At 65.9% G+C, this 17,599-nt stretch carries 15 protein-coding genes; 8 read left to right on the plus strand and 7 right to left on the minus strand.

What is annotated here, in order from left to right:
• Positions 1-50: 50 nt before the first annotated feature.
• The 7 genes from ACFC0O_RS21435 to ACFC0O_RS21465 form a co-directional block, all read right to left on the minus strand.
• Complete coding sequence (locus ACFC0O_RS21435) at positions 51-1,736, minus strand: MFS transporter (RefSeq protein WP_375960401.1); 1,686 nt, start codon at positions 1,734-1,736, stop codon at positions 51-53.
• 252 nt (positions 1,737-1,988) lie between these two features.
• Positions 1,989-2,705 carry a TetR/AcrR family transcriptional regulator gene (locus ACFC0O_RS21440; protein ID WP_375960403.1) on the minus strand — a complete coding sequence of 239 codons (717 nt, stop codon included), beginning with the start codon at positions 2,703-2,705 and terminating at the stop codon, positions 1,989-1,991.
• Positions 2,706-3,893 carry a cytochrome P450 gene (locus ACFC0O_RS21445; protein WP_375960405.1) on the minus strand — a complete coding sequence of 396 codons (1,188 nt, stop codon included), beginning with the start codon at positions 3,891-3,893 and terminating at the stop codon, positions 2,706-2,708.
• Positions 3,890-4,288 (minus strand): DUF6285 domain-containing protein, encoded by a 399-nt coding sequence (locus ACFC0O_RS21450; RefSeq protein WP_375960407.1) that lies wholly within the window; start codon positions 4,286-4,288, stop codon positions 3,890-3,892. Before ACFC0O_RS21450 ends, ACFC0O_RS21445 begins: the two co-directional genes overlap by 4 nt.
• Positions 4,288-5,277, minus strand: a complete 990-nt coding sequence (locus ACFC0O_RS21455; protein WP_375960409.1) for a phosphotransferase family protein — start codon at positions 5,275-5,277, stop codon at positions 4,288-4,290. Before ACFC0O_RS21455 ends, ACFC0O_RS21450 begins: the two co-directional genes overlap by 1 nt.
• Positions 5,246-5,392: a hypothetical protein gene (locus ACFC0O_RS21460; RefSeq protein WP_375960411.1), complete on the minus strand. Its 147-nt coding sequence runs from the start codon at positions 5,390-5,392 to the stop codon at positions 5,246-5,248. The genes ACFC0O_RS21455 and ACFC0O_RS21460 overlap by 32 nt, the downstream gene beginning before the upstream one ends.
• Entirely contained in the window at positions 5,389-7,125 is a 1,737-nt protein-coding gene (locus ACFC0O_RS21465; RefSeq protein WP_375960413.1) for a class I adenylate-forming enzyme family protein, read from the minus strand. Before ACFC0O_RS21465 ends, ACFC0O_RS21460 begins: the two co-directional genes overlap by 4 nt.
• Positions 7,126-7,278: 153 nt before the next feature.
• On the opposite strand from ACFC0O_RS21465, the gene ACFC0O_RS21470 reads away from it, so the two are divergent.
• From ACFC0O_RS21470 to ACFC0O_RS21505, 8 genes are read left to right on the plus strand one after another with little or no spacing between them, the layout of a single operon-like run.
• Entirely contained in the window at positions 7,279-8,496 is a 1,218-nt protein-coding gene (locus ACFC0O_RS21470; protein WP_375960415.1) for an oxygenase MpaB family protein, read from the plus strand.
• A gap of 58 nt (positions 8,497-8,554) precedes the next feature.
• On the plus strand, positions 8,555-9,346 hold the full coding sequence (locus ACFC0O_RS21475; RefSeq protein ID WP_375960417.1) for a crotonase/enoyl-CoA hydratase family protein: 792 nt from the start codon (positions 8,555-8,557) through the stop codon (positions 9,344-9,346).
• 38 nt (positions 9,347-9,384) lie between these two features.
• Positions 9,385-10,161 (plus strand): SDR family NAD(P)-dependent oxidoreductase, encoded by a 777-nt coding sequence (locus ACFC0O_RS21480; RefSeq protein ID WP_375960419.1) that lies wholly within the window; start codon positions 9,385-9,387, stop codon positions 10,159-10,161.
• A 34-nt stretch (positions 10,162-10,195) separates the two neighbouring features.
• Entirely contained in the window at positions 10,196-11,368 is a 1,173-nt protein-coding gene (locus ACFC0O_RS21485; RefSeq protein WP_375960421.1) for a thiolase family protein, read from the plus strand.
• A 27-nt stretch (positions 11,369-11,395) separates the two neighbouring features.
• Entirely contained in the window at positions 11,396-13,570 is a 2,175-nt protein-coding gene (locus ACFC0O_RS21490) for an acyl-CoA dehydrogenase (protein WP_375960423.1), read from the plus strand.
• A 33-nt stretch (positions 13,571-13,603) separates the two neighbouring features.
• Entirely contained in the window at positions 13,604-14,782 is a 1,179-nt protein-coding gene (locus ACFC0O_RS21495; protein WP_375960425.1) for an acyl-CoA dehydrogenase family protein, read from the plus strand.
• Positions 14,772-16,547 carry an acyclic terpene utilization AtuA family protein gene (locus tag ACFC0O_RS21500; protein WP_375960427.1) on the plus strand — a complete coding sequence of 592 codons (1,776 nt, stop codon included), beginning with the start codon at positions 14,772-14,774 and terminating at the stop codon, positions 16,545-16,547. The genes ACFC0O_RS21495 and ACFC0O_RS21500 overlap by 11 nt, the downstream gene beginning before the upstream one ends.
• Positions 16,547-17,593 carry a phosphotransferase family protein gene (locus ACFC0O_RS21505; RefSeq protein ID WP_375960429.1) on the plus strand — a complete coding sequence of 349 codons (1,047 nt, stop codon included), beginning with the start codon at positions 16,547-16,549 and terminating at the stop codon, positions 17,591-17,593. The genes ACFC0O_RS21500 and ACFC0O_RS21505 overlap by 1 nt, the downstream gene beginning before the upstream one ends.
• The last annotated feature ends 6 nt before the right edge of the window (positions 17,594-17,599 follow it).

Genomic DNA, 17,599 nt, shown 5'->3' on the forward strand with positions numbered 1-17,599 from the left:
ATGTCAGCTTCAGATTACCGCACGCGGTCTACGACATTTCCGAGGCGGCGCTACGACATCTGATCCTCTCTCACCTGCTCGAGCTGGCCGAGTTCCGCCGATACCGCACGCTCGTGGCGATCGAAATCCTCTCGCGCACGCCGCGGATTCCATCGGCCACGAATCAGGAACAGGGTCGGCAGGAACACCAATTGCCCGATAACACAAACCCAGAACCACGATTTCCACTGTCCGGGCAGTTCCGCTTCGGCGTCGCGCACGTCAGGACCGAAGCGGGTCAATGTCTCGAGGTCCGCGGAAGCGGTTGTGACCGTTGCCAAATCCCGCGGGCCGACCTCGGTCATCGCTCGTGCGGCCAGCTCCGGCGGAATCCGATCGGCGGGGTATCGGCCCAGTTCTTCGAAAAGGCCGGGGTGCGCACCGATGACAGCCAAGGCCGGTGCCGCGCGGTTCTGCGCATCGGTGACCTCCTGATGATGTTCCACCAGCGGGGTGATCCCGCTGACGACCACCGCGATGGCGACCGCGGCGAACACGGTGATGAGCCTGGTCGTCCAGCCCCAGATCGCCAGTCCCACAACGGTTGCGGCGGGCCCGTGGCGCTCGATGTTCTCGGTGTACCCGGCCAGCCACGGTGCGTATGCCACGGAGCCGGAGACACCGAGGACAACCAGCAGCACGACGAATGTTCCGTAGGTGGTGTCCTTATCGGTGGCGATGGTCGCGAACAGACCCATCACGACGATCGAGGTGAGGGTGCCGAACAGGATGAAGGGCTTACGAACTCGCAGCCGATCGGACAGGACGCCCACCGCTATCAGCGCGAGCGCCTGCACCGCGTAGGTCCAGTTGTTCAGCGAGTTCGCGCGCTGTTCGGGCCAGTCGTGCACGACCACGAAGAAGATCACGCTATTGCCGACCATGGTCAGGTAGAAGAGCAGGGAGAACCCCACGCCGAGCGCGGGCAGCACCACATCCGCGCGCAGGACCGTGCGCAGGCCGGGACGTTCGAGTTCGGCGGGGACCTGCTCACTGCGGGCATCGATCAGTTCGCGGTCCCGCGCGGACACGATGACTTGATTGCGGACCGCCGCCGCGAGATCGCGCAGTCCGGCAATCGCGATGAGCGCCACCACGATTCCGGCTATGCCCGCATAGCGGACCATGTCCTGCCACGACGAGGTGTCCAGGGTAAGGCTGGCGACCACCGCGACGACCAGGCTGCCCAGCACCGGCCCGGTGTTCCACATTCCCATGGCGGTGGCCCGCCCGAGCTGAGGTGAGAAGTCGCGAACGATCGCCGGGGAGGCGACCAAAACGAGCCCCTCTATGAATCCGGACAGCACGACGAGCACGAGGAAGATTTCCTTGTTCGCCGCGTACGGGACACCGAATGTGGTGAGCAGTCCGACGATGAGCAGTCCGAAGGCGACGATATTGGCCCTCCCCCACCGATCGGAAATGCCCGCCGCCATCGCCGCGAACGCGCCCACCAGACTCGCGAGCAGCGATGACCCGGCGAGGAAGGCGAAGGACATGTGCAGGTCCTTCATCATCGAAACCGCGATGGCGGGCACCACGTAGACCATGAAGTACAACGAGACTGTCGCCAGCACGACGAGCGCGAGGTTTCGATACCGCACCCCGTTGCCGGGGTAGTGCTCGAGTTCGCGCCGGAACAGTTGAGCGGCAACACGTTCTCGGTGCGGCCGGGGGACGGGTGGTGCGATGGTCATGGGAACTCCGGGTTCAACGATGAATCGGCGCACGCCACTGTGGGGTACGGGGAGATCGGGCGAAGGTGGGCGGGCCGGGGCGGATGCGCCCCTGCCGCGATGACGTCACGAGTTCCGATGCGCAGACCGCGCAGGTGGATCGTTTGGCGACCGAAGGCGGCAGCACCCTCGAATTAGTATGTGACGTCAGTCTCAGATCTTGGCGGAGTGCGTGGCATGTGTCAAGGGCCACTCCGGACCGCGCGATCGGTCTCAACTGGACCGGAGCATGCGCCACCACATCTCGGTCAGCAGTTCCGCACCGTCGCGCCAATCCGTCTCGACTCGACCGCGATCGAAACTGTAGGTCAGGAAACAGAATCGATCCGCCATGGCCGTCAGTGCGCGCGCGATCGCGCCGATATCTCCGGGTGGATCCAGCAGCCCGTGTGCGATACCGCGCCGAATCTGTTGTTCGACACCGTGTTCAATGAACCGGGTGAGCCGGCGACGGGAGTCGGCGAAGGCCGGGTCGATCTGGCAGACCTCCTCCCACACACTGGCGAAGGCCGCGTTGTCGACGTAGTCACGAACGTAGAACCGGAGCAATTGCGCGACGCCCTCGCGGCCGTCGTCGACACTCCAGGCCAGCGCGGCGTTGGAGACCAGTGCGGCCACATACCCGACCACGAGCGTGGACATGATGTGCGCGCGGTCGTTGAAGTACTGATAGAAGGTGCCCTGGCTCATGCCGGCGTGCTCGCTGATCTGCAACACACTCACCCTGCCGTACCCGTGCACCTCGAAAAGGGTTCGCGCAGAGGACAACAACCGTTGCCGAGTGAGTGCGCCCCGGGGACCCAGCTTGCCCGGTTGCTGCCGTCCCCGAGCGATCGGCTCGGAGACCGAGAGCAATACGTTCATGGCCGCGGCGTCCAGCGCGAACCTCTCTTCCGGACCGCCGAGCGAGTGGTCCAGCCCACCCGTCATTCAGGACGTCCAGCGCACGGGAACCGAGATCAGGTCCCGGAACGCGGGCAGGTCCAGACGCCGCTCAACGGTGGCCGGATCGATCGACCACTCACCCATGAGAGGAATCAATTTCTCCAGGGCACAACGGATTTCGGCTCGGGCCAGCCATGAGCCCAGGCAGACGTGTGGTCCGCTGCCGAACCCGATATGCCGACGGGTGTCGCGGTGGATGTCGAAGCGGCCTGGATCCTCGAACACTTCCGGGTCTCGGTTGGCGGCGCCGAACATCAGCACCACGGTATCTCCGGCTTTCATGGTGCTCCCGTGCATTTCGACATCGACGGTGAGCCGCCGCGCGAAACCCTGTACGGGCGACTCGAATCGGATGATCTCCTCGATGGCGGCGGGGATGAGCGAACTGTCCCTTCGCAATTCGTCGAGCTGTTCGGGATGCGCCAGCAACAGCAGCACGGCGTGATTGAGCACCGAAGAGGTGGTGGCATTCCCGGCGAGCATGAGCAGACTGCAGAAGTCGATGATCTCGACCTCGCTCAATGCCGACTGCTGGTCCATCGCGACGACCATCCGGCTGATCAGATCATCCTGTCCGAGTTCACGCCGCTGCTGGATCGCCGCGCCGAAGCAGTGCACCGCCTCCTCGATGGCGACCGTGAGAGCCTGCACATCGGGTTCCTCGACCCAGGCGGCGGCATTGAACACCTCGCTCCAGCGCCGATAGTCGTTCCAGCGTTCGGGATCGATGCCCAGGTATTCGCCGATCACCCGGGTCGGCAGTTGTTCGGCGAACAGCATGGCGAAATCGAAACCGCCGCTGCTTCGGGTGGCCTCGAGCTGGTCGACGAGCTGTCCGGTGACGTTTTCGAGGCGCGTGTTCAGCGACTTCACCGTTCCGGGCGTGAACTCCTTACTCAGAATCGACCGCAGGCGTTTGTGCGCCGGATCGTCGGTGGCGACCATCGACGAACCGCCACCGCCCGCTCGGTAGGCGATTCCCTGGGCGGAGGAGTACACCGTCGGGGTGCGCAGCGCCTGGGCGACATCGGCGTGCCGGGTCATCACCCAGACGTCGGGATACCGGAGCCGCATCAGCGGGGCCTCGGTGTGCCAGCGGGCGAAGGTGGGGTAGGGATCGCGCTGGAAAGCGTGATCCCACAGATCGACTACCGGTGCGCCGAAGGTATTCATGGCCGGGTCTCCTTGGTGTTCTCGCGCTGATCGCACGCCGCCGGGTAACCCGGGTTGATCAGGCGCAGTCGTCGTAATGTGTAGGCGTGCAGGGCATCGAGCAGATCCGGGGAGCGATGGTCGCACCGGCCGTCTCGGATCGCGAGAGCGAGCGCGGATAGCAAGTGTTCGTCGGACTCGACGCCCCGTGCGTCCGGCAGCAGTGCAAGCAGTTCGGCTCTATCGGCATCGAAATACTGTGGTCCGATACGCAATTCACGTTCGACGCCTCGCAGAGCGCGGGCAGCGACCAGGGCGTTGTAGCGTTCGGCTCCCGATAGCGCTTGTCCGGCAGCGCCTTCGAGCCATTCCGCGACCGCTTCGACCATGTCGGCGGAATCGGGGAGTATGTGCATCACAGTCCTCGCAGTAGCAGGAGCAGGTCATATTCGGCCTCGACCAATCGGCGGCCGATGGCGGCGAGTTCGACGCTGCGCACATCGCCGCGTCGGTGAATCTCGTACTGGGACACACACGTCAGCGCCCATTTGAGGTTGCCGTAGGTCTCCCAGAATCGAAGCTCGGCCGTGCTGATCGGGACCCCTCCCCCACGCACGTAGGCCCGCAGCAATTCCTCTCGTCCGGTGAATCCCCCGGCAGGTTTGTCATCGCCCCCGAATCGCCAGGCGCGCACGCAGAACCAGCCCAGGTCTTCGGCGGGCTGACCGGCGTGGGCCAGTTCCCAGTCCAGAATCGCTACGAGCCCGTCCCGATCGACCATGAGGTTGCCGGTGCGGACGTCACCGTGGACCAGTACCGGCGTGACCGGTTCGGGCAGATTCGATTCGAGCCATCGGACCGCGGCTTCCAGCACCGGTGATCGCACATCCGACGCACGCATCAGTGAAACCAATCCTGCCAGTGCGGATTCGGCGTTCATCGCCGGTCCGAGGAACTCGATGCGATCGGCATCGACCCGGTGCATGCGCGCGAGCGCGTGTGCGACCTGTTCACCCAGCCGCGGGCGTGCGTCCTCGAATTGCTTATCGCGCAGAAGCTTTCGTGGAATAGTCTCGCCCTCGAGGAATTCCATGATGAAAAAGGCGGGGCTGTCCTCGGTCGCAGCGTGTTCGGCAAGCACGCGCGGCACAGGGACCCCGGCCGCGTGTACAACGCGCAATAGTTCGGCCTCATCACGGCGACTGCTGGTCGGGGTGCCCGGCCGATCGCGCCGAATGATGATGGGGGTGGCCCGGTCGGCGGTGCGGATCTCGCCGCGCCAGGTCTCGAGGGATGCGCCTCCGGTCAGTGGTCGCAGATCGGTCAGCTCGAAGCAAGCGTCTGCACTGTCGCGGAGAGCGGCGGTGACGGATTCAGCGAAGGCCGACAGCACGGGTGTTGTCATTGGTGGGCTCTTTCATCGATACGGGTGGCAGGTGGCGGTGGATGCGGCAATCCCGATCTCGGCGCAGTGCCATGAGGACGGCCTCCGCGATGATCGATGCGGCCAGCGGCGTCATCGGGACGACACCTCGTGATCGGTCGACGCCGCCGCGCTCGTGTAGTGCTGCCGCAGCAGGTCCTTGCGGAGTTTGCCGGTGATGGTGCGAGGCAATGGCTCACCGTGCACGGCGATGGTGCTGGGCACTTTGAATGCCGCGAGCCGCTCGCCGATCCGCGCTCGAGCCGCGCGCTCGTCGAAGGTTTGCGGCGTGAACGGTGCGGCGAGCCGGACGATCGCCAGGACTTCCTCACCCAGTCGGGGGTGCGGCCTGCCTATGACGGCGGCCTCGGTGATCTGCGGATCGTCGGCGAGAATGTGCTCGATTTCGGCGCAGTAGACATTCTCGCCACCTCGGATGACGATGTCTTTGCTGCGGTCGGTGATGTAGAGGTTGCCGAGTTCGTCGACATATCCGAGATCGCCGGTGCGCAGCGCGCCGTTGACGAAGGCGGCGGCCGAGTCGATGGGCCGTTTCCAGTATCCGCGAACGATATTGGGACCCGAGAGCACGACTTCGCCGATGATTCCCGGTGCGACCGATTGGCCGTCCTCATCGACGATGCCGACCTCGACGACCGGGCACGGACGGCCCACGCTGGTGGGATTCGCTTCGTAGGAATCCCCGATATTGGTGGTGGCATTGGCCGAACTCTCGGTGAGTCCGTATCCGACGCCGAGGGTCGCGTTGGGCATGGCTCGCCGGATCGCGGCGGGCAAGCTCGGCGAGGAAGGCGCGCCACCGTATCCGACATAGGTGATGCTGGAAAGGTCGCGGCCCGCACCCGCCGCCACGATCGCCTGAATCGTGGTCGGCACACCCATGATTCGGGTCAGCCGCTCGCGTTCGATCAGGTCTACGGCAACGGCCGCGTCGAACTTGTTCAACAACACCAGCTTCGAGCCCTGTGCCGCGGCGGCGACCAGGGTCGCGTGACATCCGGTCGCGTGGAACAGCGGGACGGTCACCAGGACGCTCTGCTGCGTCGATTCCTGTTGCGCGGCAGTCGAATCCGATGCATCGCTGAGCCTCGCGGCCGCAGCGCCCCAGTACAGCAGATTCATCACGTTGGTGGTCATATTGCGGTGGGTGCCGATCGCACCCTTGGGACGTCCGGTGGTGCCGGAGGTGTAGAAGATGGTCGCATCGTCATCGGTGTCGAGTTCGATTGCCGGTAAGGAGAATTCGGCGTCGAGGTCGATCGCGGCGGCCAGTTCCCGCACGCTCGACGCACCGGGGGCCAGGCCCGGACCGTCGAGGGTGATGACGTCGATGCCCGCAAGTCGGCCCGCCAGTCTGGCCAGCCGGGCCGCGTCCGCGAACAGGACCGTGGCCCCGCTGTCGCGAATGGCGTAGTCGAGCTCCTCGCCCGCGCCCCAGCTGTTGAGTGGAACGACAATCGCCCCGGCGGACGCGGCGCCCCAGAACGCGATACTCCACTCGATCCTGTTGCTGGCGGCGATCGCGATCCGGTTTCCGGGACCGACCGCCAGCTCGTCGACCAGGTATCGGGCCACCGAGGCCGCCGCCCGCGCATGAGCGGCATAGGTCCAGCGCTGCTCGCCGTGCACCAGATAGTCCAGCTCGCCCCATGCGAGCGAGTTCGTGAGCAGGTCGGCCAGCGCGCGAGGGGCATTGCGCCACACCCGCATTCGGCGTCCGCGCACCACCTCCTCGACTATCTCGAACGGCTGACCGGCCGCGATGAGCTCGCCGGCCACGCGTGTGGCGGCCGATTCCTCGATTGACATGGAGCGCCCTGCTTTCCGCTGCATTGCGTTAGGGGGTGATTGACGGCAGGTGCCGTGCGCACTATCGTAATCTGACGTCAGGTTCAGAAACAAGACTCATCGCGGCGATCGCCCAGCACGAGAACCTGCATTCACTCATCGAAGAGGACCATCATGGAAGCGGCATCCATCACCGGCGACGTGTACATCCCCTCGCGCTTCTGCGCGGATCCCGAATGGGCCCACTCCTCCAGCGTGGGCATCCGCAAGCTGGTCGGTCCCGATCCCGACCCCACCCCGATCGAACGCGATCGCATCGTGCGGGGACTGACCACCAGTGATCCGCTGGGTGCGGCGCTCGCCGAGGCGATCGCCGAACGTCAGGTGACGCTCAAGCAGTTCCGCAACGTCCTGGCGCACGGGCTCGACCCGCAGAGCCCGGAACCCTTGCGCGCCTTCTTCGAAGCGGTGCAGGATCGCCCGGACTGGGTCGACGACCGACTCGTCGTGCGAGGCGCCGAGGTCATGCGTCAAGCCGGGAACACCATGGTCGACGTGCTCGACAGCGCGCTGGTAAACGGCTATCGCAGCTCGGCGAACACCTTGCTGCTGAACCTGACCGGCGGTCTGTCCAGCGGCACCATTCGGCGCCTGGGCGAAACGCTCAAGTGGACCGTGGAATGTGTGCGCGCGGGCGGACTCGACCGAAACAACCAGGGCTGGCAGCTCACCCTGCACGTGCGACTCATGCACGCCCTGATCAACCGGCACTACGCCCGCAATACCGAATGGGATTTCGCCACCTACGGAATGCCGATCAACCAGGCCGATCAGGGCGCGACACTCGGACTGCACAGCAGCTACTACCTGCTCGGCGCGCGCCTGCTGGGAATGCCGATCACCAAGCGGGACTCCACCGCCGTCATGCATTTCTGGCGCTATGTCGGCTGGCTGCTCGGGGTTCAGGACTACTGGCTGCCCCTGGACGAGATGGACGGTCGCCGCAAGTTCTACCACCTGTCGATGACCGCGCCCGGTCCCGACGAGAATTCACGGCTGCTCGCAACGACTTTCGAAACCGCACGGGCGCACATTCGATACGGGCGGCTACAGCAGCTGCGGCATCGATATCACACGGCCAAGACGCGCAGCATCTTCAGCGTGCTCATCGGCCGGCAGGCCATGCATGACGATCTCGGGCTGACTGCGTCCTGGCCCTGGTATTTCCTGCTGCGCGTTCCGGCGAATCTGCTGATCCACGGGCTCATCGCGCGCCTGCCGGGCGGTCGCGCCCTGGTGCTCGCCCGTGGCGAACGCCAGCTCGACACAGCCCTGTCGCGGTTGTTCCCCGACAGCGCGGCCGCCATCGGCGAACTGCGCCACGGCAATTGAGCGTGCTGTGCGCCATAGATCCCACTCGTCCGCCCCCGCATTGCTCGGAGACATCACCATGACCGATACCACCACCTGCGACACACTCGACAAGGTCGTGCTGACCGAAGTCCGCGACGGCGTCGCCGTCGTAACCCTGAACCGCCCTCAGGCCCGCAATGCGGTCAACTACGCGATGGCGGTCCAGGTGGCCGCGGCGATGGACGAGTTCGACGCCCGCGCGGATGTACGCGTCATCGTCATCACCGGCGCGGGCGGAACATTCTGTGCCGGAATGGATCTCAAGGCGTTCCTGTCAGGTGAGATTCCCACCCTGCCCGGTCGCGGCCTGGCCGGTCTGGTCGAAGCGCCGCCCGCCAAACCACTCATCGCCGCCGTGGAGGGACATGTGCTGGCGGGTGGTTTCGAGATCGCACTGGCCTGCGATCTGATCGTCGCCTCCGATACCGCGGGCTTCGGGCTGCCCGAGGTCAAGCGCGGGCTTGTGGCCGCCGGCGGCGGACTGCTGCGGTTGCCCAGGCGAATTCCCTATCAGGTCGCGATGGAAGCGGCGCTGACCGGCAACGGCCTGCCCGCATCCCGCGCGCACGCGCTGGGGTTGGTCAACCGGCTCACCACCCCGGGCCGAGCCCTCGAAGCCGCCTGCGAGCTGGCGCGGGAGATAGCGGCCAATGGACCGCTCGCGGTGCAGGTCACCAAACAGGTTCTGGGACAGGCGTCCGAATGGTCGCAACAGCACATGTGGGAGCGCCAGGCCGCCTTGACCACACCCGTATTCGTCTCCGACGACGCCCGTGAGGGAGCGGCCGCGTTCGCCGAGAAGCGCGAACCCCGGTGGACCGGGCGCTGACCCGCCACCCTCGAAGACTCGAAACACCAAGGAGAACAATGGATATCAAAGGTACCTCTGCCGTCGTGACCGGTGGCGCCTCCGGCCTCGGACTGGCCACCGCACAGCGCCTGCTCAGCCGCGGCGCAAGCGTGGTCCTGCTGGACCTGCCCAGCTCGAACGGGGCCGCCGTCGTCCAGGAACTCGCCGAACAGACTTCGGGCACAGTGCATTTCGTACCCGGCGATGTGCGGGAGGAATCCGCCGCACAGACCGCCGTCGCCCGCGCCGCCGAGCTCGCCCCGCTGCGGATCGCGGTGAACTGCGCGGGTACCGGCAATGGGATTCGCACCGTCAACAGGGACGGAAAGCCATTCCCGCAGGCCGATTTCGAGCGCATTGTCACCATCAATCTGTTCGGCACCTTCAATGTGCTGCGCCTGGCAGCGGCCGAGATGACCAAGAACGACACCCTCGACGGTATGCGCGGTGTCATCGTGAACACCGCCTCGGTAGCGGCCTTCGAAGGGCAGATCGGGCAGGCCGCCTATTCGGCCTCCAAGGGCGGTGTGGTCGGCCTGACCGTTCCGGTCGCCCGCGACCTGGCGGTCTGGGGCATTCGGGTGCTCACCATCGCGCCGGGGTTGATGCAGACGCCCATTCTCGGTACGGATTCCAGCGATGTGCTCGACGCGATCGGCAGCGTGGTGCCCAATCCGGCGCGCCTGGGTCGCCCCGACGAATTCGCACATCTCGTGGAGTCGATCGTCGAGAACGACTACCTCAACGGCGAAGTCATCCGCATCGACGGCGCGCTGCGCCTGGGCCCCAAGTAAGCCGAATCCTCTTATCGAGCAAGGAAGTTACCTCATGCGTGATGCTGTGATCGTCGAAGCGATTCGCACCCCCATCGGACGGGGAAAGCCCGGCGGCGCACTGTCGGGGATCCACCCGGTGGACCTTTCCGCACAGCTGCTGCAAGACCTCGAGGCCCGCACCGGTCTCGACACCGCCCGCGTGGACGATGTGATCTGGGGCTGCGTATCCCAGGTCGGCGAGCAGACAGCCGATATCGCGCGCTATGCGGTGCTGGCGGCGGGCTGGCCCGAATCGGTGCCCGGTGTCACCGTGGACCGGCAGTGCGGCTCCTCGCAGCAGGCGGTGCATCAGGCGGCTGCCGGGGTGATCGCCGGGCAGTACGACATCGTCGTCGCGGGCGGCGTCGAATCGATGTCGCGGATTCCGATGGGAGCGGCCTTCGCCGAAGGCCGGTTCGGCATCCCGTTCAGCGACGGGATCACCAACCGCTATCCGGGCGTCGTGTTCAACCAGGGCACGGCCGCGGAGCTCATCGCCGCCGAATACGGTTTCAGCCGTGGCGAAGTCGACGCACACGCGCTCGAATCGCATGCTCGTGCCGCCGCAGCGATCGACAAGGGACGTTTCACCGCTCAGATCGCGCCGGTGGTCGTGCGGAACGAGGACGGCAGCCAGCGGGAAGTAACCCTCGACGAGGGTGTGCGCCGCGACGGCACACCCGAATCCCTTGCCCGGCTGCGTACTTCGTTCGCCGACGACGGTGTCGTCACCGCCGCCAACGCCTCGCAGATCTCCGACGGAGCGTCCGCGATCCTGGTCACCACCGGCGAGATCGCCGCCGCCAACGGGTGGACGCCGATCGCGCGCTTCCACACCGGCTCGGTGGTGGGCGTGGATCCGATAACCATGCTCAAAGGCCCCATCCCGGCCACCGCGAAGGTGCTGCGACGAGCCGGACTCCAGATCTCCGATATCGGCGCGTTCGAGATCAACGAGGCGTTCGCCTCGGTGACCCTGGCCTGGCTGCGCGAGACGGGAGTCGAATCCGAGTTGCTCAACCCCAACGGCGGCGCGATCGCGCTGGGCCATCCCCTCGGCGCTTCGGGGGCGCGGCTGATGACGACTCTGCTGCATCACATGCGCGACAACAACATTCGCTACGGACTTCAGGCCATGTGCGAGGGCGGCGGCCAGGCCAACGCCACCATCCTCGAACTGCTCTGAGCTCTACCCATTCGAAAAGGACCGACTATGGCCATCGCCATCAGTGAAGATCATCGGTTGCTGGCACAGACCGTGGACGCCTTCCTGAGCACCCACAAGGCCCGTGCCGCGGCGCGAGAGCTGTTGGAAACAAACGCGGTTCGCCGACCGGACTACTGGACCGCGGCAGCCGAGCTGGGATTGCTCGGAATCCACATTCCCGATGTGTACGGTGGCACCGGCTACGGAATGTCCGAACTGATCATCGTCGTCGAACAGTTCGGTCGCCATATCGCGCCCGGGGCGCTGCTGCCGACAGTCACCGCCTCGGCGATCGTGAGCGAGCTCGGCGGGCCTAGCCTGGCGACAGCGCTGCTCCCCCGGCTCGTCGACGGAAGCCTCACCGCGGCGGTGGGATTCGGCGGATCGATCACGATGGAACCGGCCGGGGATCACGAGCGGATTTCCGGCCGTGTGTCGGTGCTCGGCGCGGCGGGAGCGGATGTCCTGATCGTCGCCTCGGGCGCGGATCTGCTGGTGATCGAGACCGCCCGTGCGGGCGTCTCGGTCGAGGTTCCGGCCAACATCGATCCCTCCCGGCCGTCGGCCACCATCGTGCTGGACGCGGTGCAGGTGCGCCCGCAGGAGGTGATCGTGGATGGCCGCACACGCGCGCTGGCGATCTATCGCCTGCTGGCCGCCGCCGAAGCGGTCGGTGGTGCGGCGGCGTGCACGGAAATGGCGGTCTCGTACGCACAGACCCGCGAGCAGTTCGGTCGAACGATCGGCACTTTCCAAGCCGTCAAACACCACTGCGCGAACATGCTCGTGGCCACCGAACTCGCCACCGCCGCGGTATGGGACGCGGCGCGGGCTCATGCCGAGCGACCGGTGCAATTCGCGCAGGCCGCGGCGGTCGCCGCGCGGCAGGCGATTCCGGCGTTCGCCGCCGAATCCAGCATGAACATTCAGGTGCACGGCGGGATCGGCTTCACCTGGGAACACGACGCCCACCTGTTTCAGCGGCGCGCACTTGCGCTGGCGGCGTTCCTCGAACCCGAGACAGCCGCCACCGATGTCGCGATGTTCGCCGCGGACGGTGTGACCCGCACCTTCCAGGTCGAACTGCCGGAGGAAGCCGAACGACATCGCCCCGCGATCCGGGCGCTGGCCGCCCGCCTGGCCGCCCGTCCCGAAGCCGAACTGCGGACCGCGCTCGTGGAGTCCGGTTATCTGATGCCGCACTGGCCCAAGCCATTCGGCATCGGAGCCGCGGCGGCCGAGCAGCTGATCATCGATGAGGAGTTCGCGGCCGCCGGGGTCGAACGACCGATTCTCGGCATCACCGGCTGGGTGATCCTGACGGTGATCCAACACGGAACCCCCGATCAGATCGAGCGATTCGTGCGCCCGGCGCTGCGCGGTGAGTCGATCTGGTGCCAGCTGTTCAGCGAACCGGCGGCGGGCTCGGATGCCGCAGGTATCCGCACCCGCGCGCGCCGGACCGACGGCGGATGGATCATCGACGGTCAGAAGGTGTGGACCAGCGGCGCACATCAGGCCGGACGTGGCTTGGCCACCGTGCGCACCGATCCCTCCGCCCCCAAACACCGGGGCGTCACCATGATGATCATCGATATGAGCGCGCCCGGCGTAGAGGTGCGCCCGCTGAAAATGGTGACCGGGCACAGCGAGTTCAACGAGGTCTTCCTCACCGAGGTGTTCGTGCCCGATGCGGATGTGCTGGGCGAGGTGAATGACGGCTGGACCGTCGCGCGGGCCACCATGGGCAACGAACGGGTCAGCATCGGCAGCGGACAGGGTGGCGGCGGAACCCTCGATGTGGACCTGATCGAATTGGCGCGCCGGACCGACACCCCGCTGGCCGAAGTCGCGCCCGAGATAGGTGCGCTCCTGGCCCGCCAGCAGTCGCTGACCCTGCTCAACCTCCGCGCCGCGGAACGCGCGCTGACCGGCGGCGCTCCCGGCCCCGAGGGCAATATCACCAAACTCGTGCTCGCCGAATTCCTAGTCGACAGAGCGGCATTCGCGATGACACTGCTCGGATCGGACGGCGCGTTCCTGACCGAGTCCTCCTACCCGGCAGTGCTGTCGGCGCTGAGCGCGCGCGGGATGACGATCGCCGGCGGCACCTCCGAGATCACCCGCAACCAAATTGCCGAACGCATCCTCGGCCTGCCCCGCGATCCACTCGTGAAGTAGCAGCCGACCTTTCGCACTCCCAAGGAAGCATCCATGACCTACGACATCGAAGACCTGCGCGCCAGGACCCGGGCGTTCATCGACGACCGCGTGATCCCCGCCGAAGCCACGATCGAAGCGGGCGGGCTCGACGCACTACGCACGGTCGACGCGCTCAAGAAGCAAGCCAAAGCCGAAGGGCTGTGGGCCCTGGGTCATCCGGAACGACTCGGCGGCGGCGGTCTTCCGCTCTACGACTTCGCACTCATCAACGAGATCATCGGCCGCTCGGAATTCGGGCAGCAGGCGGTCGGCAGCATCACCATGCAGGACGCGATCATGCTCGACCTGCACGGCACCGAACAGCAGCGGCGTGACTGGCTGCAACCGATGGTCGACGGAGACATCTACCCGAGCGTGGCCATGACCGAACCGGAAGTCGCGGGTTCGGATCCCACCAGGATCCTGACCACCGCACGTCTCGAGGACGGTCACTGGATCATCAACGGCCACAAGTGGTTCACCACCGGGGCGAGCGGCTCGGCGTTCACCACGGTGTTCGCTGTCACCGATCCGGATGCGAGCAGCCCGCATCGCCGCATATCGGCAATCGTGGTCCCCAAGGGCACCCCCGGGATGGAGATCGTCCGGGTCATCAAGACGATGGGGTCCGAGCAGGGTGACCACTGCGAGATGCGCTTCACCGACGTCCGTGTCCCAGCCGACCATGTGCTGGGCGAGCGCGGCGCGGGCTTCCGTATCTTCCAGGATCGCGTCGGTCCCGGGCGGATCTTCCACGCCATGCGCTGGCTGGGCCAGGCGCAGCGAGCGCTGGAACTGATGATCGAACGCGCGAAAACCCGTGAAGCGCATGGCTCTCCGCTCTCGGACAAGGGCGAGATCCGCCGCTACCTCGCCGAATCGGCAGCCGAGATCCAGGCCTCCCGGCTGCTCACCCTCGACGCCGCACGCCGCTACGACCAGGACGGGCATGCGGGCATGGAGATCAGCCTGGTGAAGTTCTACGGCGCGCGCATGTTGCACAACGTCATCGACCGAGCCATTCAGGTGCACGGCGCGCTCGGCGTCAGCGAGGACACTCCGTTGGCGAGCATGTACCGGCACGCTCGATACGCGCGCATCTACGACGGTCCCGACGAGGTCCATCGCATGGTGGTGGCTCGCGGCCTGTTGAGCGGTCGCACTCCGTGGGACAAAACCGTTGCGAAATAGAGCGATTCGGATCGGCAACTTCAGCGGATATCTCGGGGATCGGTACACCGCGGTCGACGAGGTGATCGCGGGCGATCCGATCGATGTGCTGGTGGGCGACTACCTCGCCGAGATCACCATGGCCGCGTTGTCGGCGCGCCATCATGCCGATCCCCGCCGCGGCTTCGTGGAATACTTTCGCGATCAGATACGCCCGCATTTGACCACGATCGCCGCTCGCGGAATCAAAGTGGTCACCAACGCCGGTGGATTCAATCCGGCGGGACTGGCGGCAGAACTCCGCAATGACATCGCTTCCGCCGGTGCGGATCTGACGGTCGCGTACGTGGACGGCGACAATATTCTCTCCAGATTGCCGACGTTGCGGGACGCCGATCGTGACCTCCGCAACCTGGATTCCGGTGCGCCGCTGGCGTCATGGCCCGCCACACCCATCGCCGCGAACGCCTATCTCGGTGGCTGGGGTATCACCGCGGCGCTGGCCGCGGGTGCGGACATCGTGGTGTGCGGGCGCGTCACCGATGCCGCCCTGACCTCGGGTCCGGCGGCATGGTGGCACGACTGGGGGCGACAGGACTGGGACGCGCTCGCCGGTGGGGTCGTCGCGGGGCACATCATCGAATGCGGAGCCCACGCCGTCGGCGGCAACTTCTCCGGTTTCACCGGTATCGGGAAGATGCTCGTACCGGGCTTCCCGATTGCCGAAATCGCTTCCGACGGAAGCTGTGTCATCACCAAGCATGCCCGCGACGACGGGGCCGTGACGGTCGATACCGTCACCGCGCAACTGGTGTACGAAATCCAGGGACCGCGGTATCTGAGCCCCGATGTGACCGCACATCTCGAGCACATCGAACTCACCCCGATCGGTCCCGATCGCGTCGAAGTGCGTGGCACACGCGGCTCGCCGCCCCCGCCGACAACCAAGGTCGCGATGTTCGGCCTGCTCGGCTACAGCGTCGTCAACACCGTATTCGTCACGGGTTTGGATGTGACACAAAAACTTTCGCTGCTGCGGGCGCAGCTGGGCCGGGATATGCCCGCCGGTGTCGAGATCGATCTCACCCCGATCGGTGTCGTCGCGGATGATCCGCGATCGCAGTGGGAGGGGACGATCGCGGTACGCGTCATGGCCACCGCCGATACCGAAAAGGCTTTGGCGCGATATGGTCTCGCGCGCCGAATCGGCGGTCTCTACTTGCAGACCATCCCCGGGTTCTTCCACGACGGCGGGAGCGTACTGAACATCGCGCCCACGCCGCGAGTCGACTACTGGCCGGGACTGCTGCCACTGTCCGACATCGAGCACCGCGTGACGCTGGCCGACGGGCAGGTCTCCACGATCGCGCCCGCCGAGATCACCCGAACGGCAATACCTCCGGCCGAGTCCGACCCGGAACCCCTTCCTGCATTGATCAATTCGCGGCGAGCGCCGCTCGGAAAGGTCGCCTATGCGCGCAGCGGCGACAAGGGCGGGAACAGCAATGTCGGCGTCTGGACCCCGCATGAACAGGCGTGGCCGTGGCTGCGTCGCTTCCTGACCACCGCCGAGATCCGGCGGCTGCTACCGGAAACAGCCGGGCTCGATATCGAACGCCATGAATTCCCGCACCTGCGCGCGGTGCATTTCGTGCTGCGCGGGTTGCTGGGCACCGGTGGCTCCTCGAATACGCGCATCGACCAGGTCGGTAAGGCGGTCGGTGAATATCTACGGGCGAAGCAGGTCCCGATTCCTGCCGATCTCATGCCCGACGGAGAGAACTGATGCGAATCGAAGATTTGACTGCACAGTGGCTGGCCGATGCGCTGGGAACGGACACGGACCGAATCCGCGATATCCGATACAGCCCGCTCGGCACCGGCCAGGTTGCCGACACCTATCGCGTGCGTTTCGCGACCGACGGAACCGCGGGCGATTCGGCGGTGCTGAAGGTGACCGCATCGGACTCCGTCAGCGCCGCCACGGGTGCGAGACAAGGCATCTATCTTCGCGAGGTGCGGTACTACCAGGTGCTTGCACCTGATCTCGGTGTAAGCGTGCCCGGGTGTCTGCACGCCGAGATCGACAGCGCGGGTGCCGATTTCGCGTTGCTACTGGAGGACCTCGCACCTTGCCGACCGGGTGACCAGTTGGTGGGCTGCACGGTCGAGGAAGCCGCGCTGGCGCTGACCGAGGCCGCCAAACTCCATGCCCCCTGGTGGAATCAGGATGGCCTCGACAACTTCGCGTGGCTCCCACAACCATTTCTCGACCTCGCCCCCGACGTCATCCAGGCGTTGCGCGAAGCATTCGACGGCTTCTGCCTGCGGTACGTGGACGCTCTCGATCAGGAAACCCTCGATATCGGGAGAACGCTATTCGATCGGCTGCCGCAGTATTTCGCGTGGCACGCGGAACCGCCGTCGACGGTCCAGCACGGTGATTTCCGGCCGGACAATCTGCTGTTCGATGCGGCGGGCGGTACCCGGCCGGTAGTGGTCGTGGACTGGCAGACGGTACAGCGCGGTCCGGGAATGCTGGACGTGTCGTACTTCCTCGGCGGCAGTCTCGCGCCCGCGGAACGCCGGGGCGCCGAGCGCGAGCTGATCGAGCACTACCTCGACCGACTGCGAACGCTGGGGGTGCACGACTATTCGTTCGAGGACTGCTGGCGCGACTACATCCGGTTCTCGTTCCACGGCTATTTCAGCGGCGTCTTCTCGGCAATGTTCGTCGAACGAACCGAGCGCGGAGACCGAATGTTCACCCATATGGTGCGCCGGGCCGCCCGCCACATCACCGATCTCGATGCCATCGGCCTGCTGCGCTGAGTTGTT

The sequence above is a fragment of the Nocardia sp. NPDC056100 genome, assembly GCF_042266325.1.
Classification (GTDB): domain Bacteria; phylum Actinomycetota; class Actinomycetes; order Mycobacteriales; family Mycobacteriaceae; genus Nocardia.

Coding starts and splice junctions, on each gene's coding strand:
- ACFC0O_RS21465 (WP_375960413.1), bottom strand. CDS start 7,125: ATGTCAATCGAGGAATCGGCCGCCACACGCGTGGCCGGCGAGCTCATC.
- ACFC0O_RS21470 (WP_375960415.1), top strand. CDS start 7,279: ATGGAAGCGGCATCCATCACCGGCGACGTGTACATCCCCTCGCGCTTC.
- ACFC0O_RS21505 (WP_375960429.1), top strand. CDS start 16,547: ATGCGAATCGAAGATTTGACTGCACAGTGGCTGGCCGATGCGCTGGGA.
- ACFC0O_RS21495 (WP_375960425.1), top strand. CDS start 13,604: ATGACCTACGACATCGAAGACCTGCGCGCCAGGACCCGGGCGTTCATC.
- ACFC0O_RS21475 (WP_375960417.1), top strand. CDS start 8,555: ATGACCGATACCACCACCTGCGACACACTCGACAAGGTCGTGCTGACC.
- ACFC0O_RS21480 (WP_375960419.1), top strand. CDS start 9,385: ATGGATATCAAAGGTACCTCTGCCGTCGTGACCGGTGGCGCCTCCGGC.
- ACFC0O_RS21440 (WP_375960403.1), bottom strand. CDS start 2,705: ATGACGGGTGGGCTGGACCACTCGCTCGGCGGTCCGGAAGAGAGGTTC.
- ACFC0O_RS21490 (WP_375960423.1), top strand. CDS start 11,396: ATGGCCATCGCCATCAGTGAAGATCATCGGTTGCTGGCACAGACCGTG.
- ACFC0O_RS21445 (WP_375960405.1), bottom strand. CDS start 3,893: ATGAATACCTTCGGCGCACCGGTAGTCGATCTGTGGGATCACGCTTTC.
- ACFC0O_RS21485 (WP_375960421.1), top strand. CDS start 10,196: ATGCGTGATGCTGTGATCGTCGAAGCGATTCGCACCCCCATCGGACGG.
- ACFC0O_RS21450 (WP_375960407.1), bottom strand. CDS start 4,288: ATGCACATACTCCCCGATTCCGCCGACATGGTCGAAGCGGTCGCGGAA.
- ACFC0O_RS21460 (WP_375960411.1), bottom strand. CDS start 5,392: ATGACGCCGCTGGCCGCATCGATCATCGCGGAGGCCGTCCTCATGGCA.
- ACFC0O_RS21455 (WP_375960409.1), bottom strand. CDS start 5,277: ATGACAACACCCGTGCTGTCGGCCTTCGCTGAATCCGTCACCGCCGCT.
- ACFC0O_RS21435 (WP_375960401.1), bottom strand. CDS start 1,736: ATGACCATCGCACCACCCGTCCCCCGGCCGCACCGAGAACGTGTTGCC.